Below are 25,096 nucleotides of genomic sequence, written 5' to 3' on the forward strand. Positions count from 1 at the left end.
CGGCCAGCGGGCCCGGCGTCGACAAGAATGGGGAAGACCATGGCACGTATTCTGATCGTCGATGATTCGCCGACCGAAATGTACAAACTGACCGGCATGCTGGAAAAGCACGGTCATGAAGTGTTGAAAGCCGAAAACGGCGCCGACGGCGTGGCCCTGGCCCGTCAGGAAAAACCCGACGCGGTGCTGATGGATATCGTCATGCCTGGCCTCAATGGTTTCCAGGCGACCCGTCAGCTGACCAAAGACCCGGAAACCGGGCACATCCCGGTGATCATCATCACCACCAAGGATCAGGAAACCGACAAAGTCTGGGGCACGCGCCAGGGCGCCAAGGATTACCTGACCAAACCGGTCGACGAAGAAACCCTGATCAAAACCCTGAACAACGTGCTGGCCGGTTGATCGTCCGGCCATGACCGAGTCGCTGACGGCTTTCGAACTGCTGCTGCAGATCGACCAGCGTTGTCGTCTGCTGGCGGCGGACTTGCCGTCCCAGCCGACCCGGCAAGACAGTTGGAGCGGCATCGGTTTTCGTCTGGGCGAGCACTGGTATGTCGCGCCGATGGGTGAAGTCAGCGAAGTGTTGCACGAGCCGAGGTGTACCCAGCTGCCGGGGGTCAGACCCTGGGTCAAGGGCGTGGCCAACCTGCGCGGGCGTCTGTTGCCGATCATCGACTTGTGCGGCTTCTTCGGACATGAACTGTCAGTCGTGCGCAAGCAGCGCCGGGTATTGGTGGTCGAGCATAACGAGGTGTTTGCCGGGTTGATGGTCGATGAAGTCTTCGGCCTCCAGCACTTTGCCCAGGACAGTCTGGAACCGGCAGATGGCTTGAGCGGCGCGATTGCACCATTCATCCAGGGCCAGTTTCAGCGCGAGCAGAGTTGGCATGTGTTCAGCCCGTTTGCGTTGGTGCAGTCGCAAAGCTTCATGCACGTCGCGCTGTAATCCTTGTAGGAGCAAGGCTTGCCCGCGATGCAGGCGACGCGGTCTTGCAGGCACACCGCGTTTTCGTTCATCGCGGGCAAGCCTTGCTCCTACAGGTACTCATTCAGCTGTTCAGGCGAGGACCGATGATAAAAGCAAAAACAGGCAAGCCAGAAGGGTCGCGCAGCCGGTCGCAGATCATCGCGCTGTTCATTGCGCTGATCGTCTTCATCATGCTGCTGTTCGCCAACTTCGCGTACCTCAACACCCAGGCCACGTACGACAAACAGTACATCGGCCACGCCGGAGAGCTGCGCGTGCTGTCCCAGCGCATTGCCAAGAACGCCACCGAAGCCGCTGCCGGCAAGGCGGCGGCGTTCAAGCTGCTGAGCGATGCGCGCAACGACTTTGCCCAACGCTGGGGCTATCTGAAGAAAGGCGATCCCGCCACCGGCCTGCCGCCGGCGCCGTCCACCGTGCGCCCGGAAATGCGTGCCGTGCAACTGGACTGGGAACGCTTGCTGAAAAACACCGACGCGATCCTCTCCAGCGAACAGACCGTGCTGTCGCTGCATCAAGTCGCCGCGACGCTGGCCGAAACCGTGCCGCAGTTGCAGGTCGAGTACGAAAAAGTCGTCGAAACCCTCCTCCAGCGCGGTGCCCCGGCGGCGCAGGTGGCCATGGCCCAGCGCCAGTCGCTATTGGCTGAGCGGATTCTCGGTGCGGTGAACACCGTGCTGTCCGGTGATGAAAATTCGCAGCAGGCCGCCGACGCCTTCGGTCGTGATGCGGCGCGATTCGGCCAGGTGCTCAACGGCATGCTCCAGGGCAATCCGTCACTGAAAGTCAGCCAGGTTGAAGACCGCGATGCGCGCGCGCGGTTGATCGAGATTTCCGAGCTGTTCGAATTCGTCTCGGGTTCGGTGGATGAAATCCTCGAAACCTCGCCGGAGCTGTTCAAGGTCCGCGAGTCGGCCACCCAAATTTTCACCCTGTCGCAGACCCTGCTCGAAGAAGCCTCGCACCTGGCCAGCGGTTTCGAAAACCTGGCCGGCGGACGCAACACCGACACCATTGGCGGCTACGTGCTGGGGCTGTTGGCGCTGATGTCGATCATCCTCATCGGTCTGGTGATGGTCCGTGAAACCAACCGTCAGCTGCGCGAAACGGCCGAGAAGAACGAGCGTAACCAGAACGCGATCATGCGCCTGCTCGACGAGATCGAAGACCTGGCGGACGGCGACCTGACCGTGACCGCCTCGGTGACCGAAGACTTCACCGGGACCATCGCCGACTCGATCAACTACTCCGTGGACCAACTGCGCGATCTGGTGGCGACCATCAACCTCACCGCTGGCCAGGTCGCTGCTGCCGTGCAGGAAACCCAGGCCACCGCCATGCACCTGGCCCAGGCTTCCGAGCATCAGGCGCAGCAGATTGCCGAAGCCTCCACTGCGATCAACGACATGGCCCAGTCTATCGATCAGGTCTCGGCCAACGCCGCCGAATCGTCGGCGGTGGCCGAACGCTCGGTGGAAATCGCCAACAAGGGCAATGAGGTGGTGCACAACACCATCCACGGCATGGACAATATTCGCGAGCAAATTCAGGACACCGCCAAGCGCATCAAACGCCTCGGCGAGTCTTCTCAGGAAATCGGCGACATTGTCAGCCTGATCGATGACATTGCCGATCAGACCAACATCCTTGCGCTCAACGCGGCGATCCAGGCCTCCATGGCCGGTGATGCCGGGCGCGGTTTTGCGGTGGTCGCCGATGAAGTCCAGCGGCTGGCCGAGCGCTCGTCCGCCGCCACCCGGCAGATCGAAACCTTGGTGCGGGCGATTCAGACCGACACCAACGAAGCCGTGATTTCCATGGAACAGACCACCACCGAAGTGGTGCGCGGCGCGCGTCTGGCGCAGGATGCCGGAGTGGCCCTGGAAGAAATCGAAGGCGTGTCGAAGACCCTCGCCGCGTTGATCCAGAGTATTTCCAACGCAGCGCAGCAACAGACGTCTTCGGCCGGTCAGATTTCCCTGACGATGAACGTGATCCAGCAGATCACCACGCAGACCTCCTCCGGCTCCACCGCCACCGCCGAGAGCATTGGCAACCTGGCGAAAATGGCCAGTCAGCTGCGGCGTTCGGTATCCGGTTTCACCTTGCCGGCCGCCAAGGCGCAGGCTGCGGATAAAGTGTGATGCGCCTTGAGGCGCGCGAATTATGAGTGGAGTGGTTATGGGTGATCGGCACGACTATGTGGCCCTCGAGTGGGTCAAAGGCGAGATTGCCGAAACGCTGAAAGTGGCTCACCAGGCGATTGAAACGTTGCTTGATGACCCGCAGGCGACGCACGCCCTCAGTGAATGCCTGGCGTGCATCCATCAGGTTCACGGCAGTTTGCAGATGGTCGAGTTCTACGGCGCGGCGCTGCTCGCCGAAGAGATGGAACATCTGACCACGGCTTTGCAACAGAACCGCGTCAGTCATCGCGATGAGACGCTCCACCTGTTGCTGCAAGCCCTTGGGCAACTGCCGATTTACCTCGACCGGGTGCAAGGTGCGCGCCGCGACCTGCCGCTGGTCGTGTTGCCACTGATCAACGATCTGCGCAGCGCCCGTGGCGAAAGCCTGTTGTCGGAAACCAGCCTGTTCAGCCCGCAATTGCCGGACCTGCCGCCACTGGACGAAGAGTCGCTGGCGCTGCTGGAACCGGCGGATTTACCGAATGTGCTGCGCAAGTTGCGGCAGATGTTGCAGATGGCCCTGGTCGGATTGCTGCGTGAGCAGGACGGCGAAACCAATCTCGGTTACCTGACCAAAGTTTTTGCGCGCCTCGAAGGGCTGTGCGGCAACGCACCCCTGAGTCCGTTGTGGCAAGTCGCCTCGGCGCTGGTCGAAGGCATGCGCGACGGTTCGATCGCCAACAGTCCGGCGTTGCGCAGTCTGTTCAAGGAGGCCGATAAAGAACTGAAGCGCCTGCTCGAACAGGGCATACCCGGAATCAATCAGCCGGCGCCGCTGGAGTTGCTCAAGAGTTTGCTGTTCTACATTGCCAAGGCCGAACATCCCACCGGGCAGATGCTGACCATGAAAGATCGCTACTCACTTGACGACGCGCTGCCTGACAGCGCGATGGTCGACGAAGAACGAGCACGGCTGGCCGGTCCCGACCGCGATGCCATGCGTTCGGTGTTGGCCGCTTTGTGTGAAGAGCTGGTGCGGGTCAAGGAGCGCCTGGACCTGTTCGTGCGCAGCGACCGCCAGCACACCTCGGACCTCGAAAGCCTGCTGGCGCCCCTGCGGCAAATCGCTGACACCCTGGCGGTGCTCGGTTTCGGCCAGCCACGCAAGGTCATCATCGACCAACTGGCGGTGGTGCTGAGCCTCGTCCAGGGCCAGCGTGAGCCCAACGACGCGATCCTGATGGACGTCGCCGGTGCCTTGCTCTACGTCGAAGCAAACCTCGCCGGCATGGTCGGCACCGTCGAGCCGGAAAGCCAGGAAGACAGCCGCCTGCCGACCACCGACCTGACCCAGATCCATCAGATCGTGATCAAGGAAGCGCGCATCTGCCTGCAACAGGCCAAGGACATGATCGTCGACTACATCGACGCCGACTGGGATCGCCAGCACTTGCAGCCACTGCCGGCCTTGCTGACCCAAGTGCGCGGTGCGCTGGCGATGATTCCGTTGAGCCGTGCGGCGAGCCTGATCGAAACCTGCAACCACTTCATCCGCGAGCACCTGCTGCTGGATCCGGATCATCCCGGCTGGCAGGAACTGGACAGCCTGGCCGACGTCATCACCAGCATCGAGTATTACCTGGAGCGCCTCAGCGACGACCCCGAAGCGCCGGGCGAAAAGTTGCTCGACGTCGCGGAAAAAAGCCTGGCCTCACTCGGCTTTTTCCCCATCGAGCAACAGGTGCCGGTGCTTGAAGATGTGCTCAGCCCGAGTGAAGCGCAGGTCATGCAGGATCTGCAGGAACTGGACGACCCTGATATCCAGTCACTGGCCGATGTATTGGCCAGCCCCGTGTCCTCCGTCAATCCGCCCGCCCTGACCACCCCGGGAAGCCTGTTGCCGCCGCCCACCGGTGAAGAACCGGTGGACGATGAGCTGCGGGAAGTGTTCCTCGAAGAAACCGATGAAGTCCTGGAAATCCTCCGCGAGTACCTGCCGCGCTGGTCGGCCGATCCCGAGAGTAAATCGGCCCTGAGCGAACTGCGCCGGGCGTTCCATACGCTCAAGGGCAGTGGCCGGATGGTCCGCGCGCTGGTGCTGGGCGAATTGGCCTGGTCCGTGGAAAACCTGCTCAACCGTGTGCTGGAACACAGCGTTCCGCCGGGGCCGGCGGTGCAACAACTGCTGGGCGATGCGCTGAATCTGCTGCCGGAACTGGTGGCCGAGTTTGCCAACCATGCCCAGCGCCAGCGCAACGATGTCGACCAATTGGCCGCACGCGCCCACGCCTTGGCCAAGGGCAACGAGCCGATACTCGACGAGGACGCACAAGACGTCGCCGCCCTCGATCCGCTGCTGCTTGAGATCTTCCGCAACGAAGCCGAAACCCATTTGGGCAGCCTCAACCGTTTCCTCGATCAAGCCGCCGAGCACGTGCCATTGCAGGCCAGCGACGAGTTGCAACGGGCGCTGCACACCCTCAAGGGCAGCGCCTCCATGGCTGGCGTATTGCCGATTGCCGAACTGGCGAAGCCACTGGATCATTTGACCCGGGAGTACAAGGCGCACCTGCTCGCCCTCGACCTGGACGAAGTCGAACTGTTACTCGAAGCCGAAGGACTGTTCCGTCTCGGGTTGCGACAGCTCAAAACCGACCCGATGGCCGAGATTCCCGGCGCCCGCTCATTGATCGAGCGAACCCAGGCGTTGCTGGCCGAGCGTCTGGAAACGCTCCTGAGTTCACCGAACACCGGGTTGCGCATCAAGCGTGATCCGCAACTGATCAACAACTTCCTCGCGCAAGGCATGGACATCCTGCTCGACGCCGAAAGCCTGTTGCAACGCTGGCAGCAACATCCCGGCGAGCGTCAGGAACTCAGCGCATTGCTGGATGAATTGACCACCCTCGGCGAAGGCGCGCACCTGGCTGATCTGCATCCGGTGGATGAACTCTGCGAAGCCTTGCTCGACCTCTATGGTGCGGTGGAAGAAAGCAGTCTGGCGGTCAGCGAGGCGTTTTTCCATGAGGCGCAAAGTGCCCATGAAGCGCTGATCAACATGCTCGACGAACTGGCCGCCGGCCAGGAAGTCAGCCCGCAACCGGAACGCATCCGGGCCTTGCGCGGGTTGCTCGATGAGAGCCTGGATCCGTCGGCGATGGGGCTGATTCGCAGTGACGGCAGCCGTACCCTGAGCATCCGGGAACTGGGCAGTGCCACTGCCGAACTGGAACAGACCGCGACCCAGGTTGAGCTGGACGATGAGATCGTTTCGATCTTCCTCGAAGAGGCGGTGGATATCCTCGAAAGCGCCGGCCAGGCCTTGCAGCGCTGGCTGAGCGACCCGGACAACGCCGCGCCGCTGTTGTCATTGCAGCGTGATTTACACACCCTCAAGGGCGGCGCGCGGATGGCCGAGGTCGAGCCGGTCGGTGATCTGGCTCATGAGCTGGAAAGCCTTTACGAAGGTCTGGTGGACCGCCGTTACGCCTACAGCGAAGCCTTGGCGCACCTGCTGCAACACAGTCATGACCGGCTCGCGCAGCTGCTTGACCAGTTGCAGAACCAGCGGCCATTGGGCGATCCGGGTGAGGTGATCGAGGCCATTCGCGAGTTTCGCCAAGGCAATGCCAGCACTGTTGAAACGGTCGAACCGGCGCGGAACGGGGATTCACCGGGCCATGATCCGGAGCTGCTGGAGATCTTCCTCGAGGAAGGTTTCGACATCATCGAAAACTCCGGCGCGGCGCTGGTGCGCTGGCAGGCCGAGCCGTCGAATCGTCAGGAAGTGGAAACCCTGCTGCGTGACCTGCACACCCTCAAGGGTGGCGCGCGGATGGTGGAAATCGCGCCGATCGGCGACCTCGCCCATGAGCTGGAATTTCTCTACGAAGGCCTCTCGGCTGGCGTACTGCAACCCACCGCCGCATTGTTCGGCTTGTTGCAAAGCAGCCACGACCGACTGGCGCAGATGCTCGACGCGACCCGTGCCGGTCAGCCTTTGCCGCCCGCCGATCAACTGATCGACGCGATCAAGAACTTCAGTCATCCGGCGGTGCCCGCAGCACCGGCACCGGCCGTGGTCTCCGTAACGTCGAAAATCGAGACGCCCGCAGCGCAATCGGATGCCGGCGCGGACATGGTCAAGGTCTCGGCAGAATTACTCGATGATCTGGTGAACCTGGCCGGCGAAACGTCGATCTTCCGTGGCCGGATCGAACAACAGGTCAATGATGCACGCGTGACCCTGAGCGAGATGGAAACCACCATCGAGCGCATGCGCGACCAATTGCGCCGGCTCGATACTGAAACCCAGGGGCGGATTCTCAGCCGTCAACAAGTCGATGCCGAACGCCTGGGCTACGAAGAATTCGATCCGCTGGAAATGGACCGCCACTCACAGTTGCAGCAACTGTCGCGCGCGCTGTTCGAATCCGCCTCCGACTTGCTCGACCTCAAGGAAACCCTCGACCGACGCAATCAGGACGCGGAAAACCTGCTGCAACAACAAGGCCGCATCAACACCGAATTGCAGGAAGGCCTGATGCGTACGCGCATGGTGCCGTTCGAACGGATGCTGCCGCGCTTGAAGCGGATCGTCCGTCAGGTCTCCGGCGAGCTGGGCAAGGACGTGGAGTTTATCGTCGGCAATGCTGAAGGCGAGATGGACCGCAACGTCCTCGAACGCATGGCCGCACCGTTGGAACACATGCTGCGCAACGCCGTGGATCATGGCCTGGAATCGGCCGAGGTGCGTACCGCGGCGGGTAAACCGGCGCAGGGTCGTATCACCCTCGACCTGTCGCGCGAGGGCGGCGACATCATTTTCGACATCCGCGACGACGGTGCCGGCGTGCCGCTGGACGCGGTGCGGCGCAAGGCGATCAAGCGCGGGTTGCTGGCCCCGGACAGCGACATCAGCGACCGCGATGTCCTGCAATTCATCCTGCAACCGGGGTTCTCCACCGCCGAGAAAATCACCCAGATTTCCGGGCGCGGCGTCGGCATGGACGTGGTGCATGAAGAGGTCCGGCAACTCGGCGGCAGCATGAGCATCGACTCTGTGCCGGGGCAGGGCGTGCACTTCCGGATTCGCCTGCCGTTTACCGTGTCGGTCAATCGGGCGCTGATGGTGCAGTGCTTTGATGATCAGTACGCGATCCCGTTGAACACCATCGACGGCATCGTTCGCGTGCTGCCCAACGAGCTTGAAGGGCATTACCGGCTCGATCCGCCGACCTACAAATACGCCGGGCAACACTATGAACTGTGTTACCTCGGTGAACTGCTGAAAACCAGCCACCGTCCGAAACTGCTGGGACAGAGCCTGCCGTTGCCGGTGTTGCTGGTGCAGTGCAACGAGCGGCACATCGCGGTGCAAGTCGACTCCATGGCCGGCACTCGCGAGATCGTGGTCAAAAGCCTCGGCCCGCAGTTTGCAGCGGTGCAGGGTTTGTCCGGGGCCACGATTCTCGGCGATGGGCGGGTGGTGCTGATTCTCGATTTGCTGGCACCGATCCGTGCGATGCAGGCCCGTGTGCCGCAACAGCCAGTGACTCAGGAGGCGGAGGTCGAGCCGCACAAGCCACTGCTGGTGTTGGTGGTCGACGATTCGGTCACGGTGCGCAAAGTCACCAGCCGCCTGCTGGAACGCCACGGCATGAACGTGCTGACCGCCAAGGACGGTGTCGACGCCATGCTGCTGCTTGAAGAACACATGCCCGACCTGATGCTGCTGGACATCGAAATGCCGCGCATGGACGGCTTCGAAGTCGCCACCCAGGTCCGCGCCGACGAACGTCTGCAACACCTGCCGATCATCATGATCACCTCCCGCACCGGCCAGAAACACCGCGACCGCGCCATGGCCATCGGCGTCAACGACTACCTTGGCAAGCCGTACCAGGAATCGGTGCTGCTCGAAAGCATCACCCTGTGGAGCAAAACCCATGCTTGAGCATCGCACCAGCAACCTGACCGGGCTGTTGTTGCCCTTGGCTGACCGCAACCTGATTTTGCCCAACGTCGCGGTTGCGGAGCTTATTGATTACCAACCCAGCGCCTTCGACCTCGACACGCCGCCGTGGTACCTCGGGCGGGTCATGTGGCGGAACCGGCAGATTCCGTTGCTGAGTTTTGAGTCGGCGTGTGGGCAGAAAATCGTCATCGGTGAGCGGGCGCGGATTGTCATTCTCAATGCGCTCGGTGGGCGGCCCGATTTGAAATTCATTGCGTTGCTGGTGCAGGGGATTCCGCGGTCTTACAAGCTTGATAGTCAGTTGAGCTATGTGGATGTGCCGTTGTGTGCGCTGGAGCAGGCGGCGGTGCAGGTGGGGGAGCAAGTGGCGAAGGTGCCGAACTTGTTGGCGTTGGAGGAGTTGCTGGTGAATGCCGGGTTGACCTGACTGGCCCCATCGTCGGAACGCCGCCCGGAGCAAGCTCGCTCCCACAGGTTTTGTGTACGCCGCAGATCCAATGTGGGAGCGAGCTTGCTCCGGGCGGCGTTCCGACGATGGCGGCCGTCAATTCACCTCAAACCTGACGGCTAAACCCTGGCCTGAGCCGCCATCTGCGCCGTCTCATGATGATCCAGCGCCCGCTCCACCAACAACTGCACCCCATCCGCCATGCGGCTGAGCGCCAAGGCTACAGAGCGGCGTGAGCCTTCCACATCGTCCGCCAGATCGGCAGCAATGGCGCTGATGGACAGCAGGTCTTCGGAGGCATTGGTCAGAAGGGCTTCGGTGTCGATATTGGGGGAGACGCTAAAGAGGTGATGTTTGCGGCGCTTGCCCGGTTTTTCATGGGGTGGGAAGTAGTAGGAAAAGACGCGGTCAGCGGCTTCCTTGAGTTTTTCGGCTTCGAGGGATGCTTGGGAATCGGTGTCAGTGTTATCTGCTGAGTTGGGCGTTACCTTGGACATAATGAGTTTCCGCTTACAGATTGGAATTGGCCCATTCGTTATGAATGGCGCTTTTGCGCCCTTTTTTTTGGGGTTTCCAGTCCCAGTCACTGGATGTGCAGCGACCCCCAAACGATAAAGATCAACGCAAAACCGCACCAGTCGGCGGGTTCCGGCATTGCTGTAGGCAGCGACGCCAGACTGCGTAGCCTCTCACCCGTCCTGCGGAGAAACTTTTAAACACAAATCCCCATTCGGCTCGCGACAGGTTGAAGATTCCCAAAAAGGGACCTATCGTTCCCTTTTTGGGACTCATCGGTTGCCACTGTGAAAAACCTTTCCCTCAGCGAAGCCCTGTTCACGACGACTCAGCAAAAAGTGCTGGGCTTGTTGTTCGGCAAACCCGACCGAAGTTTTTACGCCAACGAGATCGCCCGCTGGGCTCAAGTGGGTAAAGGCAGCCTCATGCGCGAGCTGGATCGGTTGCAGCAGGCGGGCGTGTTGACCCTCAGCCGTCAGGGTAACCAGACCCACTATCAAGCCAATCCCGACTGCCCGATCTATGCGGAACTGTTGGGCATCGCCCGCAAAACCTTTGGAATTGCCGAGCCTCTGCGTCAGGCGCTCCAACCCTTTGCCGAACAGATCACTTGGGCATTTGTGTACGGTTCAATCGCCAAGGATTCGGCAAACGCATCCAGTGACATTGATCTCATGCTGATCGGCGAAAGCCTCCACTACAGTGAAGTGATGGAGCGGCTCATGCCTCTGGAGGAACAACTGGGCCGCGTCCTCAACCCGACGCTCTACACCCCCGACGACTGGGCCGCGAAACTGGCCGCTGAAAATAGCTTCGTCGTGCGGGTAGCGCAGCAGGACAAGATCAATCTGATGGGGGGAAACCCTTTGGAGTCCAAGGATGGGCAGCAACGAGAACCTGGAGAATCTGTTACGTAGCGGTGGACTGAAAGCTGAGCCGCCGGATCGCAAGGAATGCGAAGGGCTCATGCGTTCGGCTGTGGATCGATTGAAAGACGCGCAAACGTCTTCGCTTTCCTTCGCGAGTCGTTTCGACCTGGCTTACAACGCTGCCCATGCCCTTGCACTGACGGCTCTTCGCTTGTGCGGCTACCGTTCAGACAAGCGATATCTGGTGTTCCAATGCCTGGGTCATACCGCTGATATTGGCAAAGTACAGGTTCGGCTATTCGCCCTGTGTCATGAGCGACGAAACCTGGCGGAGTACGAAGGCTATATGGATGAAGATCCGGCGTTGTTGGCGCAGCTGTTGGAAAGTGCTGAACAGCTTCTGATTCGCGTACAGCAGCAGATGACCGGACTGTAATGCTCCGTCATTGAAAACAGTGGGGATTGTTCTGGCCCCATCGCGAGCAAGCTCGCTCCCACAGGGGTTTTGTGTAAGACGGAGATCCATTGTGGGAGCGAGCTTGCTCGCGATGGCGTCCGCCCAGTCAACCATTACCCTAAGCGTAACGATCCGTCTCTCTGCTTGATAGATGCCCCCCACGACAGCTCTTACAGGGGGGCATTGTGTTCTGAAACATTGCGCTTTTAGTCTCAAGGCCTGAGCCTTGCGCGATGCGGCAACGAATTTTGAGGTGAGCAACACATGTATCACGGGGAAAGATTGAACGCCTGGACGCATCTGGTCGGGGCAGTGGCGGCATTTGTCGGGGTGGTGTGGATGCTGGTGATCGCCAGCATGGACGGCAGCCCGTGGAAGATCGTCAGCGTGGCGATTTACGGGTTTACCTTGCTGGTGCTTTACAGCGCGTCGACCGTTTACCACAGCGTGCGTGGGCGCAAGAAAGCGATCATGCAGAAGGTCGATCACTTTTCGATCTACCTGCTGATTGCCGGCAGCTACACACCATTCTGCCTGGTGACCCTGCGCGGGCCGTGGGGCTGGACGTTGTTCGGGATTGTCTGGGGATTGGCGCTGATCGGCATCCTGCAAGAGATCAAACCGCGTTCGGAGGCGCGGATTCTGTCGATCGTGATCTACGCGGTGATGGGCTGGATCGTGCTGGTGGCGGTCAAGCCGTTACTGGCGGCGTTGGGCAGTACGGGTTTCGCCTGGCTTGCGTCGGGCGGCGTGCTGTACACCGTGGGCATTGTCTTTTTTGCGCTGGACAGTCGTTTGCGCCATGCCCACGGGATCTGGCACCTGTTCGTGATCGCCGGGAGTTTGCTGCACTTCGTGGCGATTCTGTTTTACGTCTTGTAGATCCCTGTAGGAGCGAGGCTTGCCCGCGAACAAGGCCCCGCGGCATATCAGGTACACCGCGTCATCGTTCTTCGCGGGCAAGTCGGATCGCCGCACCGCTCGCTCCTACAGGGGATCGCGAGCAGGCTCGCTCCTACAAGGGACACAGGCGATCCAGTTGCGCCTGCGCCCGTCGGCTGAACACCTGCAACAAGTCGCTCAAGGTATGGGGCGGCGGTTCGTCGGGGCGCGGGTCACCGCGTACAGGGTGATCGGTAGTGCTGGCGCCAGCGGTCGAATCGCCGTGGTGGCGGGGGATGCGCCGAGCGCGGTAAACGGATCGATCACCGCCAGCCCGGCACCGGATTCAACCATCGCGCGCGCCAGCGAATAGGTCTGCACGGCGATGCGTACCCGTGGCGGCGGATCGACCGCCTCAAGGTAGCTGTCGAGTCTGGCCGCCAGCGGGTCGGCGCTGGACAGGCCGATCAGCGGCGCACCGGCCAGTTCGCTCAATGGCAACGGTTGGCTCAAGGCGTCGTCAGTCCAATAGCCCAACGGCGCGAGCGCTACCAAAACTCCGCAAGCCAAGACTTGCGCCTTCAACCCCGGATGATCCGGCGGCTGCAAGGTCAGCGCCACATCCACTTCGCGCATCAGCAAGTTCTGCATCAGCTCACGGCTGTGGGCGCTGGACAGTTCGCAGACGATGTCCGGGTAACGTTGCGTCCACTCGTTGATGGCCGGCGGCAGCAGTGACAAGGCCAGCGCCGGGATCGCGCCGATCCGTACGCTGTGCCCCGGCTCGCGACGCAGGCTCTGGGCCAGGCGTCGCACGCCTTGCAGGCTTTCGGTGACCTTGTCGACCTCGCGCTCAAGCTCCAGCGCTTCGGGCGTAGCCTGCAATTTACCGCGCACCCGCAGGAATAACGGGAAGCCCAGTTGCTGCTCGGCGTGTTGCAGCACTTTGCTCACCGCCGGTTGCGATACGTGCAGCAACTGCGCGGCGCCACTGACCGAACCGGTCTGGCGAATGGCCTGGAAAATCTCGATGTGTCGCAGTCGCATGGCAAGTCCATAACCTTTGTTTATGGGGCAGGCATCTTTATGCATTGTTCAAGGTCTGTCACCTGGTCCTAACCTGAAGCCTGTTTCAACAACGGTTAAGGACAGACATGGCTCAGCGGGTTTGCATCATCGGTGGTGGCGTCATCGGGCTGACGACAGCTTACGCACTGGTTCGCGACGGCATCGACGTGACGCTGATCGAGGCCCGGGATTCGCTGGGCAGCGAGACCAGTTTCGCCAACGGCGGCCAGTTGTCCTACCGCTACGTCGCGCCACTGGCCGATGCCGGCGTCCCATTGCAGGCGCTTGGCTGGATGCTGCGCGGTGACTCGCCGTTGAAGCTGCGCCCGCGCCTGGACCCGGCGCAATGGCGCTGGATGGCGTCCTTCCTGGCAGCCTGCCGTCGTTCGGTGAATCAGCGCAACGGCGCGCACCTGCTGCGTCTGGCGCTGCTGAGCCAGTCCACGCTGCAAGGCTGGCGCGACGAAGATCGCCTCGACGGTTTCGACTGGCGGCGCAACGGCAAACTGGTGACGTTTCGTGAAACCGCGAGTTTTGAGCATGCGCGCCATGGCCTGGCCGATCCGCAACAGCAGCACGTGCTGTCGCGGGCCGAATGCGCACAGCTGGAGCCTGCGCTCGCCGAGGCGCCGTTTGTGGGCGCGATTTACACCCCTGACGAGGAGGTCGCCGATTGCCATGCTTTCTGTCAGCAGATGCAGGCTCGACTCCAGGCGTCGGGGCGTTGCGAGTTTTTGCTCGGGCGCAAGGTCACCGGCATTCGCCACGCGGACGGCGCGGTGCAGGCCGTCGAAATGGGTTCGCAGGTTTTGCCGGTCGAGCAACTGGTGATCGCTGCCGGTCATCGCAGTCCTGCGCTGGCATTGCCCGGCGTTAACCTGCCGCTGTATCCGCTCAAGGGCTACAGCCTGACCTTGCCGATCCGCGCCGAACATCGCGCGCCGGAGCTGAGCATCACCGATTACAACCGCAAGATTGTTTACGCCCGCATTGGTGATCAACTGCGCGTGGCGGCGATGGTCGACATTGTCGGTTTCGACCCGGCGCTCGACCCCAAACGCCTGGCGCTGATCAAGCGCCAGGCGCAGGAAACCTTGCCGAATGCCGGCGATTACGCCGCCGCCATCGAATGGGCCGGCATGCGCCCGGCCACCCCCAGCGGCGTGCCGTTGATCGGCGCCACGGCGTATCGCAACCTGTGGCTCAATCTCGGACATGGTGCCCTGGGTTTTACCCTGGCCTGTGGCAGCGCCCGGGTACTCAGCGAGTTGATCGCCCGGCGCACACCTTCAATCGAAATGCAGGGCCTCGCCCCCCGCGTCGCCTGACTTGAAAAGGAAAAAACCGATGAGCATCAACCGAATCAACAGCAACAGCCGCCTCTCTGGCGCGGTGACCTTTGGCGATCTGGTGTTTCTCTCGGGACAGGTTCCGGGTGACAGCACCGACGTCACCGGCCAAACCGCCGAAGTGCTGGCGAAGATCGACGCATTGCTGGCCGAGGCTGGCAGCGACAAGGATCATCTGCTCAGCGCGACCATTTACCTGAACGACATTGACCGCGATTTCGCTGCCATGAACGAAGTCTGGTCGCAGTGGCTGTCACCGGGCAAAGCGCCGACCCGCACCACCTTACAAGCGCAGCTGGCCCGTCCAGAGGTGCTGGTGGAAATCACCGTGATCGCCGCCCGCCGCTAATCGCCTTACCCACAACGGAGAATAACAATGCAAAAAATCACGTTGATCGGCTGCACCCTCGGCCTGCTGTTCGCCAGCCAGGTCCAGGCCAACGAAGCGCCACTGACCGGCACGCTGAACAAGGTCGCCAATGCCAAGAGCATCACGCTGGGCTATCGCGACGCGTCGGTGCCGTTCTCCTACGTGGGTGATCACACGGGGCAGCCGATGGGCTATTCGGTGGACCTGGCGAGCAAGATTGTCGAGCGCATCAAGCAAAAACTCGATCAGCCGGATCTGCAGGTGAAGTACAACCTGGTGACCTCGCAAACGCGCATCCCGCTGGTGCAGAACGGCACGGTCGACCTTGAGTGCGGCTCCACCGGCGTGACCGCCGAGCGCATGCAGCAAGTGGCGTTTTCCTACGGGTTTATCTACGTGAAGGGTCAGTTGCTCACGGCGAAAGACAGCGGCATCAAGCGCTTCGCCGATCTGCGCGGCAAGAACGTCGTGACCACCGCCGGCACCACCAACGAACGGTTTCTGAAGAGCTACAACATCGATCACAAGATCGACATGTTCGTGATCAGCGCCAAGGATCACGGCGAAGCCTTCCAGATGCTGCAGTCGGGTCGGGCGGCGGCGTTCTATATGGATGACGCGCTGCTTTATGGCGAACGCGCCAAGGCCCGTGATCCGCATAACTGGGTGGTGGTGGGCGAGGAGCAGTCACGGGAAATCTACAGCTGCATGGTGCGCAAGGATGATCCGCAGTTTCTTGCGTTGGTGAACTCGACCCTCGCGGATTTGTACAGTTCGGGTGAGATCAACGGCATCTACCAGCGCTGGTTCCAGCAACCGATTCCACCTAAAGGCCTGAACCTGGAATTCCCGATGACCAGCGAGCTGAAAGCAATCATCGCCAAGCCGGTGAGTGATCCGGTGCAATAGTTTCTGAACGATCAGATTCTGTTTTGTGTCTTGTAGACCCGTGGCGAGGGGATTTATCCCCGTTGGACTGCGTAGCGGTCCCAAAAATGGGACTGCTGCGCAGTCCAACGGGGATAAATCCCCTCGCCACAGGGCCCTAGAAGTCACCCCAAAGCTGCTGGGCTACCGCCAACGCCACCACCGGCGCGGTTTCGGTGCGCAGCACGCGAGGGCCGAGGCGGGCGGCGTGAAAACCGCCAGCCTTGGCCTGCTCGATTTCAGCGTCGGACAACCCGCCTTCCGGGCCGATCAAAAACGCCAGCGTCGCCGGTTTCGCATGGCTCACCAATGGCTCGGCCACCGGATGCAGTACCAGTTTCAATTCTGCCTCCGTCTGCTTCAACCAATCCGCCAACAGCAGCGGCGGATGAATCACCGGCACCTGTGAACGCCCGCATTGCTCGCAAGCGCTGATCGCCACCTGGCGCCAGTGCATCAGGCGTTTGTCGGCGCGTTCATCCTTCAGCCGGACTTCACAGCGGTCGCTGAAGATCGGAGTAATTTCAGTCACGCCCAGTTCAGTGGCTTTCTGAATCGCCCAATCCATCCGCTCGCCACGGGACAAGCCCTGGCCGAGATGGATCGACAATGGCGACTCGACTTGCCCGGCGAAGCTTTCATCGATCTGCACGACGACGCGCTTCTTGCCGACCTCCACCAGCGTGGCGCGAAACTCATGGCCCGAACCGTCGAACAGTTGCAGCGCGTCACCCTCGGCCATGCGCAATACGCGGCTGATGTAATGGGCCTGGGCCTCGGGCAACTCGTGTTCGCCGGTGCTCAAGGGGGCGTCGATAAAGAAGCGGGACAGTCTCATCTTGGGTCTCTGAAAAGGGTGTTAATCATCTGAATCATTGTCGGCTTCTGTGCGCGAACCTTTGTGGGAGTGAGCCTGCTCGCGATAGCGGGGTGTCAGTCGACATCAATTTTGACTGTTACACCGCAATCGCGAGCAGGCTCACTCCCACATGGACCGCATCGTTCGATGCATCAGCCCGGATCTCGGAAGCCCGGATGAAAGTCTTTCGGCACCGAAACACTAACGCTGTCACGAGTCGCAATGTCGATGCCTTCGCTGGCCACTTCGGCCAGAAAGTCGATCTGTTCAGGCGTGATCACGTACGGCGGCAGGAAGTACACCACGCTGCCCAACGGTCGAAGTAAAGCACCACGCTCCAACGCATGCTGGAACACTTTCAAGCCGCGGCGTTCCTGCCACGGATACGCTTCCTTGGTGGCCTTGTCCTTGACCATCTCGATGGCCAGCACCATGCCGGTCTGGCGCACTTCCGAAACGTTCGGGTGATCGGCCAGATGCGCGGTGGCGCTGGCCATGCGCTGAGCCAGCGCCTTGTTGTTCTCGATGACGTTGTCTTCTTCGAAGATATCCAACGTCGCCAAGGCTGCCGCGCACGCCAGCGGATTGCCGGTGTAGCTGTGGGAGTGCAGGAAGGCGCGCAGAGTCGGGTAGTCGTCGTAGAACGCGCTGTAGACATCTTCGGTGGTGACGCAAGCCGCCAACGGCAGGTAACCGCCGGTCAGGGCCTTGGACAGGCAGAGGAAGTCCGGGCGGATGCCGGCCTGTTCACAGGCGAACATCGTCCCGGTGCGGCCGAAGCCGACGGCGATTTCGTCATGGATCAGGTGCACGCCATAGCGGTCGCAGGCTTCGCGCAGCAGTTTCAGGTACACCGGGTGGTACATGCGCATGCCGCCGGCGCCCTGGATCAGCGGCTCGACGATCACTGCGGCGACGGTGTCGTGGTTCTCGGCCAGGGTCTGTTCCATGGCAGCGAACATATTGCGCGAATGTTCTTCCCAGCTCATGCCTTCCGGACGCAGGTAGCAATCGGGGCTCGGCACCTTGATGGTGTCCAGCAGCAGGGCCTTGTAGGTTTCGGTGAACAGCGGCACGTCGCCCACCGACATCGCCGCCATGGTTTCGCCGTGGTAGCTGTTGGTCAGGGTGACGAAGCGCTTCTTGTTCGGCTGGCCGCGGTTGAGCCAGTAGTGAAAGCTCATTTTCAGCGCGACTTCGATGCAGGACGAACCGTTATCGGCGTAGAAGCACCGGGTCAGGCCTTCCGGCGTCATTTTCACCAGGCGCTCGGACAACTCGATCACCGGCTGATGACTGAAACCAGCGAGGATTACGTGCTCCAGCTGATCGACCTGATCCTTGATGCGCTGGTTGATCCGCGGGTTGGCGTGACCAAACACGTTGACCCACCAGGAGCTGACGGCGTCGAGGTAGCGTTTGCCTTCAAAGTCTTCCAGCCAGACGCCTTCACCGCGTTTGATCGGGATCAGTGGCAGCTGTTCGTGGTCTTTCATCTGGGTGCAGGGATGCCACAACACCGCGAGATCGCGTTGCATCCACTGATTATTCAGGCCCATTTTCAGTCTCCTCGAGGCGGCTCGCGACGTGCGCGGGCAAACAATCGCGCAAGCCTATGCAATGCGTGACGTGGGAACAACCCATTGTGTGGATTGAGCTACTTTGTATAGGTGGATAGACGTCGCTGGCGGCCTTTTGATGGCTGACGTATTCTTCGCGGTTCTTTGAGTCGTCTGACTCGCAAAACCGCTATTTCCTACGTGTATTTCCGGAGTTCGCTGAATGTCTGCTGGTTGGCTGCGCGCCTGTGCGCTGGTGATGTTGGGGCTGTTCAGCGTGTCTGCGCTGGCCAAGGATAAAACGGCGATCGTGATCGGCGGAGGGTTGTCTGGCCTCACCGCGGCTTACGAACTGCAAAACAAGGGCTGGCAGGTCACCCTGCTGGAAGCCAAGCCGAGCTTGGGCGGTCGCTCTGGTATGGCCACCAGTGAGTGGATCGGCAACGACAAGACCCAACCGGTTCTGAACAAGTACGTATCGACCTTCAAGCTGAGCACCACGCCGGCCCCAGAGTTCGTGCGGACCCCGGGCTACCTGATTGACGGTGAGTATTTCACTGCCGCCGATCTGGCCACCAAGCAACCGGCCACCAGCGACGCGCTCAAGCGCTACGAAAAGACCCTGGACGATCTGGCGCGCTCGATCGAAGACCCGCAGAACCCGGCGGCCAACAGCACACTGTTCGCCCTGGACCAGATCAACGTGTCCAACTGGCTCGACCGTCTGAATCTGCCGCCCACGGCGCGTCAGTTGGTGAATCAGCAAATTCGTACCCGTTATGACGAACCGTCGCGCCTGTCGCTGCTGTACTTCGCACAGCAAAGCCGCGTTTACCGTGGCGTTGCCGACCGTGATCTGCGTGCTTCGCGCCTGCTCGGCGGTAGCCCGGTGCTGGCACAGGCATTCGTCAAACAACTGAAAACCATCAAGACCAGCTCCCCGGTCTCGGCGATCACCCAGGAAAAGGACGGCGTGACCGTCAAAGTCGGCAGCGTTGGCTATCAGGCTGACTACGTCGTTGTGGCCGTGCCATTGCGCGCCCTGAACAAGATCCAGATGACGCCGTCGCTGGATGCCCAGCACATGGGCGCGATCAAGGGCACCAACTACGGCTGGCGCGACCAGATCATGCTGAAGTTCAAGACGCCAGTGTGGGAAAGCAAGGCGCGGATGACCGGCGAGATCTACAGCAACACCGGCCTGGGCATGTTGTGGGTTGAGCCGGCACTGAAGGGCGGCGCCAATGTGGTGATCAACCTGTCCGGCGACAACGCGCGCGTGATGCAGGCCTTCGGCGACAAGCAGATCGCCGATCAGGTGCTGATCCGTCTGCACGCCTTTTATCCACAGGCACGCGGTTCGTTCACCGGTTATGAGATCCGCCGTTACAGCAACGACCCATCGATGGGCGGCGCTTACCTGGCCTTCGGCCCTGGCCAGATCAGCAAGTACTGGCGTCTGTGGGAGCGTCCGATTCAGCGTGTAGCCTTTGCCGGCGAACACACTGACACCTTGTACCCGGGCACGCTGGAAGGCGCATTGCGCACCGGTCAGCGGGCAGCCAGTCAGGTAGAAGACCTGGCGGCCGGCAAGTCGTTTGAACCGGCTAAGGTTGTTCCGGCAGCGACGGCTGTTGCGGCCGGCGCGGTGGCGGCGAAGAAAGGCAACTTCTTCACCAACCTGTTCGGTGGTTCCGACGACAAACCGGCACCGGTCAAAGCGCCAGAGCCTGTGGCTCCGGTTGCTCCTGCACCGGCTCCAACACCTGCGCCGGCCCCAGCGCCAGCTCCGGTCGAAGCGCCGAAACCAGCGGCACCGGTGAAAGCCGAACCCGCCAAAAAAGCCCCGGCCAAGGCTGCGGTGAAAAAACCTGCGGCCAAAACCGAGGCTAAAAAGGCCCCGGCGAAGAAAGTTGAACCGGCGAAGAAAGTAGCGGCCAAGCCCGCTGCGACTCCGGCGACGGATACCAAAGTGCAGTAAGCTTTGGGACTGAAAAAAACGCGGCAGAAATGCCGCGTTTTTTTATACCCGTAGAAAACCACTATCAAGAATCGAATAAATCCTGAGGCGCTGGTGTTCTTTAGTTGGACTTCATTTTTGCTTACACATGGGTCTTTAATCTTTCCTTAACTCACCTATTTCAGACTCTTCATCGTATTTCTCGATATTTCAAAGCAAAATTTTCCGCTTTAACTCGATAGATAACTCGATAGTCTTGGTCGCAGTTCTCACAGGATTTGGGCAATGCAGCTACGTAATTCTTCTTCGCGCTACGGTTGGGTCAGCATCTTCATGCACTGGGGCGTGGCGTTGGCGGTCTTCGGTCTGTTTGCGTTGGGCTTGTGGATGGTCGGTCTCGACTACTACAGCACCTGGCGCAAAGACGCGCCCGACTTGCACAAGAGCATTGGCCTGGTGTTGTTAGTCGTCATGGTTCTACGGGTACTGTGGCGTTTCATCAGCCCGCCGCCGCCAGTACTGGAAAGCTATAACCGCATGACGCGCATTGGCGCCAAGTTCGGTCATTCGTTCCTGTATCTCAGTCTGTTCGCTGTGATGATTGCCGGTTACCTGATTTCCACCGCAGACGGTGTCGGGATTCCGGTGTTTGGCCTGTTTGAAGTTCCTGCACTGATATCCGGACTACCGGATCAGGCAGACACAGCCGGTGTGATTCATTTGTACCTGGCCTGGGCGCTGGTAATTTTTTCCGGTCTCCATGCGTTGGCAGCACTGAAACACCACTTTATTGATCGTGATGCGACCCTGACGCGAATGCTGGGGCGCAAAGCCTGATGTTCAACCTCGACTCCAAAGGAATAGAAAGCATGTTGAAAAAGACACTCGCCGCTCTGGCAATCGGTTCTGCCCTGTTGTCCGCCAACGTGATGGCAGCTGACTACGTTGTCGACAAGGAAGGCCAGCACGCCTTCGTTGACTTCAAGATCAGCCACCTGGGCTACAGCTTCATCACCGGTACTTTCAAGGACATCGACGGCAAGTTCAGCTTCGACGCTGCCAAGCCTGAAGCCAGCAAGATCGAGTTCAACGTGAACACCGCCAGCGTGTTCACCAACCATGCCGAGCGCGATAAGCACATCGCCAGCGGTGATTTCCTGAATGTGAGCAAGTTCGCCAAAGCCACTTTCGTTTCCACCAGCGTCAAATCCACCGGCAAAAACGCCGCGGGTAAAGACACTGCGGACGTGACCGGTGACCTGACCCTGCTGGGCGTGACCAAGCCAGTGGTGGTCAAGGCCACTTTCCTGGGTGAAGGCAAGGATCCATGGGGCGGCTACCGTGCCGGCTTCGAGGGCACCACCAGCATCAAGCGTTCCGATTTCGGCAAGCAGAAAGACCTGGGCCCACAGTCCGACGCGGTTGAGTTGTACGTAACGTTTGAAGGTGTGAAAGCGAACTAACTTTCACCGCTAAAACAAAAACGCCCCCGATCTCATGATCGGGGGCGTTTTTTATTGCCTGGCGCAATCCTCAACAACGACACGGAACCCTGTAGGAGCAAAGCTTGCTCGCGATGGCGTCATCAGCCACACCACACACCGAGGTGAACCAATCGCGAGCAAGCTTTGCTCCTACAGGTTTTTGGTGATGCATAAAAAAATGCCCCGAATCTCGCGATACGGGACATTTTTTATGGCTGCGTTAAATCAGCGGTTGCGGGTCAGCAAGGCTGGTTTCTCGCCGCGCGGACGGCCTGGCAGTTGATCAAGTTGCTCAGGAGTCGGGAAACGATCGGTTTTCGACTCCTTGTGAATGATCTTCGGTGCCGGGCCGCGCGGGTTTTGCACGGCCGGTTCCGAACGCGGCTGGTCGTCGGTACGAGCCGGGCGGCGGGTGCGGGATTCTTCGCGACGGGCCTGGCCGTCACGTGGAGCGCCGTTGCGTGGGCCGCTGCGCTTGGCCGGCGGCGTGCCGGTGGTGGCGCCATCGCTGCTGCGTGGGCCGCTTTGACGACCCTGAGGCTTGGCGCCGCCGGTGCGCGGAGCACCTGCGCCAGCGCCGGCTGCCGTGCCTTGTGCCGGAGCACCCGGACGGCGGCCACGGCCCTGAGCCGGTTTGGCTTGAGGAACGTAGTCGACGCGGTTACCGAAGTTATCGATATCGTCGTCCAGGAACTCGTCCGGAGCACGGTCTGCAGCAGCAGCGCGTGGCGCTGGACGCTGTTGCTCGCGAGCCGGAGTGCCTTCGCGTGGCTTGTGCTCACGCGCCGGGCGATCACCACGGCCAGTGGCTGCAGGTTTTTCCTTGCCGCCCTTGTCCTTGCCTTTGTCTTTACGACCGCCGCCACCGCCGGTGCCGTTCGGACCGTCGCCGCGCGGGCCACGTGGGTTGCGCGGGTTACGCACATCCGGACGCTCGCGAACTTCAGGTTTCTCGGCTTCTACAGCGCTGGAATCGAAGCCCATCAGGTTGCCGTCGGCAATCTTCTGTTTGGTCATGCGTTCGATGCTTTTCAGCAGCTTTTCTTCATCCGGAGCGACCAGCGAGATCGCTTCGCCTGAACGACCGGCACGGCCGGTACGACCGATACGGTGAACGTAATCTTCGTCGACGTTTGGCAGTTCGAAGTTGACCACGTGTGGCAGTTGGTCGATATCGAGGCCGCGAGCGGCGATGTCGGTGGCGACCAGGATGCGCACTTCGCCGGCCTTGAAGTCGGCCAGGGCTTTGGTGCGAGCGTTCTGGCTCTTGTTACCGTGGATCGCTACGGCGCTGAGGCCGTGTTTGTCCAGGTACTCGGCCAGACGGTTGGCGCCGTGCTTGGTGCGGGTGAACACCAGCACCTGTTCCCAGGCGCCAGCGGTGATCAAGTGCGCCAGCAACGAACGTTTGTGGCTGGCGGCCAGGCGGAATACGCGCTGTTCGATACGCTCGACCGTGGTGTTTGGCGGCGTGACTTCGATGCGTTCCGGGTTGTGCAGCAGCTTGCCGGCGAGATCGGTGATGTCTTTGGAGAAAGTCGCCGAGAACAGCAGGTTCTGGCGTTTGCTCGGCAGACGGGCGAGGACCTTTTTCACGTCATGGACAAAGCCCATGTCGAGCATGCGGTCGGCTTCGTCCAGCACGAGGATTTCCACGTGGGACAAATCGACGCTGCCTTGGCCGGCGAGGTCGAGCAGGCGGCCGGGGCAGGCCACCAGCACGTCAACACCGCGGGACATGGCCTGAACCTGTGGGTTCATGCCGACGCCGCCGAAGATGCAGGCGCTGACGAACTTCAGGTCACGGGCATAGACCTTGAAGCTCTCGTGTACTTGAGCCGCGAGTTCGCGAGTAGGGGTCAGGACCAGTACGCGCGGTTGGCGCGGGCCGTGACGCTGGGATTTGTCCGGGTGACCGTTGGGGAACAACCGCTCCAGAATCGGAAGGGCGAAGCCGCCGGTTTTGCCAGTACCTGTCTGAGCCGCGACCATCAGGTCGCGACCTTGCAACACGGCGGGAATGGCCCGCTGTTGCACCGGAGTAGGCTCGGTATAGCCCGCTGCCTCGATGGCGCGGACTAAAGCCTCGGAGAGACCGAGGGAAGCAAAGGACATGAGTAATCCTGTTTTAGTTAGGGCTTGGCCCAATGGGAGTCTTGCCTGGCGCGAATGGCGTTTAAGAGGAACGCAATCCCGTCCGGTCCTGCTGGGCCAAGAAGGCTCATCTGGAGTGCTCGCGCGGGCTGAAAAGCTGCGCTGTAGCGGGGTCGAGATGCCTTGAACAAGTCCGAGCGTCCGGGCGTGAGCCTGGCGGGAAGGCCGGAGTATAACAGAGCAATCACTGCGCGCCGCTTTCCTGCTGCTCAACGGTTTTTCCGCTGGCGGCGGTAGCTCTGGTGGCTTTGACCTCGGCAGCCGGATCGGCGCCATAACGGGCGCTCAGTTCAGCGTACGCAGGCTCGCGCTTGAAGCGTTTGAGTTCGGCGCCGAAGCGCTGCACCAACAAGTCCATGCCGGCATTGCGGCGTACTGCCAGGAATTGGCTCTGGTGGCTGATGACGGTCGGGTTCTCGGTAATCTTGTCGCGGATGCCCAATTCGTCGAGCAAGTGCTGACCGACCCGGCGATCAGTGATCAGCAGGTCGATCCGCCCGCGCACCAGTTTGCCGAAGTTGGCTTCATGGGTTGGCGCCGGTTCGTGAGTGAACAGGGTCGATTCACGAAAGTCCTGGCTGTACAGATAGCCCGGGGAGGTGCCGATGGTCAGCCCTTTCAGGTCGGCCAAGGTGCGAAAAGGGTGGGGCCGTTCATTGGCGTAGAACATCACGAACTCCACTTCCGAGAGCGGCTCGCCGGGGTAAAGCAGGGTGGCGTCGCGCTCTTCGCTGTGGAAGATGTCCAGCGCGCCGTCTGCCTGGCCCGTTTCGAGCATCGACAGGCAGCGTTTCCACGGCAGGAATTGCCATTCCACTTCGATGCCCAGGCGTTTGAAGACGATGGCGGTGGTTTCGTAGTCCAGGCCCATGGATTTGCCGTTTTCCTCATACACGTACGGCGCCCAGGGTTCGGTGACAATGCGCAGCTTCTCGCCCCGAGCGGCGAAGCTCAGGCAAGTAAAAAGAAACAGGGTCAGTAACTGCGCGATCAAAGGCATGGCTTGAGATTACGACGAGAAACCGGAAAGAGCCAGAAACGGGATTCAGAAGCTCTAACTCAGAGTGTTGCTGCACAATAAAAGGGCGTTAAAAGCAAAA

The 25,096-nt window shown here is 60.8% G+C and carries 19 protein-coding genes and 1 pseudogene; 14 read left to right on the plus strand and 6 right to left on the minus strand.

Annotation, left to right across the window (positions count from 1 at the left end; all coding sequences use genetic code 11):
* The first annotated feature begins 39 nt into the window (after positions 1–39).
* The 5 genes from pilH to ACYZUA_RS04405 all read left to right on the plus strand — a co-directional run bounded on the left by pilH (position 40) and on the right by ACYZUA_RS04405 (position 9,521).
* Positions 40–405 (plus strand): twitching motility response regulator PilH, encoded by a 366-nt coding sequence (gene pilH / locus ACYZUA_RS04385; RefSeq protein ID WP_008068134.1) that lies wholly within the window; start codon positions 40–42, stop codon positions 403–405.
* Positions 406–415: 10 nt separating this feature from the next.
* The gene (locus tag ACYZUA_RS04390; protein ID WP_461962208.1) at positions 416–949 is read left to right on the plus strand and encodes a chemotaxis protein CheW; all 534 of its coding nucleotides are present in this window, start codon (positions 416–418) and stop codon (positions 947–949) included.
* A 125-nt stretch (positions 950–1,074) separates the two neighbouring features.
* Positions 1,075–3,132 (plus strand): methyl-accepting chemotaxis protein, encoded by a 2,058-nt coding sequence (locus tag ACYZUA_RS04395; protein ID WP_461962209.1) that lies wholly within the window; start codon positions 1,075–1,077, stop codon positions 3,130–3,132.
* A 37-nt stretch (positions 3,133–3,169) separates the two neighbouring features.
* A complete protein-coding gene (locus ACYZUA_RS04400; protein ID WP_461962210.1) occupies positions 3,170–9,073 on the plus strand; it encodes an Hpt domain-containing protein in 5,904 nt (1,967 codons plus the stop codon).
* Complete coding sequence (locus ACYZUA_RS04405) at positions 9,066–9,521, plus strand: chemotaxis protein CheW (protein ID WP_461962211.1); 456 nt, start codon at positions 9,066–9,068, stop codon at positions 9,519–9,521. The genes ACYZUA_RS04400 and ACYZUA_RS04405 overlap by 8 nt, the downstream gene beginning before the upstream one ends.
* Before the next feature lie 140 nt (positions 9,522–9,661).
* On the opposite strand, the gene ACYZUA_RS04410 is transcribed toward ACYZUA_RS04405, so the two are convergent.
* Complete coding sequence (locus ACYZUA_RS04410; RefSeq protein WP_461962212.1) at positions 9,662–10,039, minus strand: DUF6124 family protein; 378 nt, start codon at positions 10,037–10,039, stop codon at positions 9,662–9,664.
* A gap of 306 nt (positions 10,040–10,345) precedes the next feature.
* Here ACYZUA_RS04410 and ACYZUA_RS04415 point away from each other — a divergent pair, with 306 nt between their 5' ends.
* The 3 genes from ACYZUA_RS04415 to trhA all read left to right on the plus strand — a co-directional run bounded on the left by ACYZUA_RS04415 (position 10,346) and on the right by trhA (position 12,266).
* On the plus strand, positions 10,346–10,975 hold the full coding sequence (locus ACYZUA_RS04415; protein ID WP_461962213.1) for a transcriptional regulator: 630 nt from the start codon (positions 10,346–10,348) through the stop codon (positions 10,973–10,975).
* The gene (locus tag ACYZUA_RS04420; RefSeq protein ID WP_461962214.1) at positions 10,938–11,363 is read left to right on the plus strand and encodes a hypothetical protein; all 426 of its coding nucleotides are present in this window, start codon (positions 10,938–10,940) and stop codon (positions 11,361–11,363) included. The genes ACYZUA_RS04415 and ACYZUA_RS04420 overlap by 38 nt, the downstream gene beginning before the upstream one ends.
* A gap of 285 nt (positions 11,364–11,648) precedes the next feature.
* Positions 11,649–12,266, plus strand: coding sequence for a PAQR family membrane homeostasis protein TrhA (trhA, locus tag ACYZUA_RS04425; RefSeq protein ID WP_403140492.1), 618 nt, complete (start codon positions 11,649–11,651; stop codon positions 12,264–12,266).
* Between the two features lie 133 nt (positions 12,267–12,399).
* Here the strand turns inward: trhA and ACYZUA_RS04430 are convergent.
* A pseudogene (locus ACYZUA_RS04430) lies at positions 12,400–13,313 on the minus strand (LysR family transcriptional regulator).
* 107 nt (positions 13,314–13,420) lie between these two features.
* Between ACYZUA_RS04430 and ACYZUA_RS04435 the strand changes: the two are divergent.
* The 3 genes from ACYZUA_RS04435 to ACYZUA_RS04445 are packed head-to-tail and all read left to right on the plus strand — an operon-like array spanning position 13,421 to position 15,962.
* Positions 13,421–14,662: a D-amino acid dehydrogenase gene (locus tag ACYZUA_RS04435; protein ID WP_461962215.1), complete on the plus strand. Its 1,242-nt coding sequence runs from the start codon at positions 13,421–13,423 to the stop codon at positions 14,660–14,662.
* 19 nt (positions 14,663–14,681) lie between these two features.
* Positions 14,682–15,032, plus strand: a complete 351-nt coding sequence (locus ACYZUA_RS04440) for a RidA family protein (RefSeq protein WP_461962216.1) — start codon at positions 14,682–14,684, stop codon at positions 15,030–15,032.
* 27 nt (positions 15,033–15,059) lie between these two features.
* The gene (locus tag ACYZUA_RS04445; protein ID WP_461962217.1) at positions 15,060–15,962 is read left to right on the plus strand and encodes a transporter substrate-binding domain-containing protein; all 903 of its coding nucleotides are present in this window, start codon (positions 15,060–15,062) and stop codon (positions 15,960–15,962) included.
* A 136-nt stretch (positions 15,963–16,098) separates the two neighbouring features.
* Here ACYZUA_RS04445 and ACYZUA_RS04450 read toward each other — a convergent pair whose 3' ends face one another.
* Together ACYZUA_RS04450 and ACYZUA_RS04455 are read right to left on the minus strand one after the other, a co-directional pair.
* On the minus strand, positions 16,099–16,818 hold the full coding sequence (locus tag ACYZUA_RS04450) for a 16S rRNA (uracil(1498)-N(3))-methyltransferase (RefSeq protein ID WP_461962218.1): 720 nt from the start codon (positions 16,816–16,818) through the stop codon (positions 16,099–16,101).
* A 173-nt stretch (positions 16,819–16,991) separates the two neighbouring features.
* A complete protein-coding gene (locus tag ACYZUA_RS04455) occupies positions 16,992–18,398 on the minus strand; it encodes an adenosylmethionine--8-amino-7-oxononanoate transaminase (RefSeq protein WP_033060427.1) in 1,407 nt (468 codons plus the stop codon).
* A gap of 223 nt (positions 18,399–18,621) precedes the next feature.
* Here ACYZUA_RS04455 and ACYZUA_RS04460 point away from each other — a divergent pair, with 223 nt between their 5' ends.
* The 3 genes from ACYZUA_RS04460 (at position 18,622) to ACYZUA_RS04470 (ending at position 21,821) form a co-directional block, all read left to right on the plus strand.
* Positions 18,622–20,379 (plus strand): flavin monoamine oxidase family protein, encoded by a 1,758-nt coding sequence (locus ACYZUA_RS04460; protein WP_461962219.1) that lies wholly within the window; start codon positions 18,622–18,624, stop codon positions 20,377–20,379.
* Positions 20,380–20,643: 264 nt separating this feature from the next.
* On the plus strand, positions 20,644–21,195 hold the full coding sequence (locus tag ACYZUA_RS04465) for a cytochrome b (protein WP_461962220.1): 552 nt from the start codon (positions 20,644–20,646) through the stop codon (positions 21,193–21,195).
* Positions 21,196–21,227: 32 nt separating this feature from the next.
* A complete protein-coding gene (locus tag ACYZUA_RS04470) occupies positions 21,228–21,821 on the plus strand; it encodes a YceI family protein (RefSeq protein ID WP_461962221.1) in 594 nt (197 codons plus the stop codon).
* 246 nt (positions 21,822–22,067) lie between these two features.
* On the opposite strand, the gene ACYZUA_RS04475 is transcribed toward ACYZUA_RS04470, so the two are convergent.
* Both ACYZUA_RS04475 and ACYZUA_RS04480 read right to left on the minus strand, forming a co-directional pair.
* A complete protein-coding gene (locus ACYZUA_RS04475; RefSeq protein WP_461962222.1) occupies positions 22,068–23,957 on the minus strand; it encodes a DEAD/DEAH box helicase in 1,890 nt (629 codons plus the stop codon).
* A gap of 223 nt (positions 23,958–24,180) precedes the next feature.
* Positions 24,181–24,996, minus strand: coding sequence for a substrate-binding periplasmic protein (locus tag ACYZUA_RS04480; RefSeq protein WP_461962223.1), 816 nt, complete (start codon positions 24,994–24,996; stop codon positions 24,181–24,183).
* Positions 24,997–25,096 lie beyond the last annotated feature (100 nt).

The sequence above is a fragment of the Pseudomonas sp. LS2P72 genome (assembly GCF_054897865.1).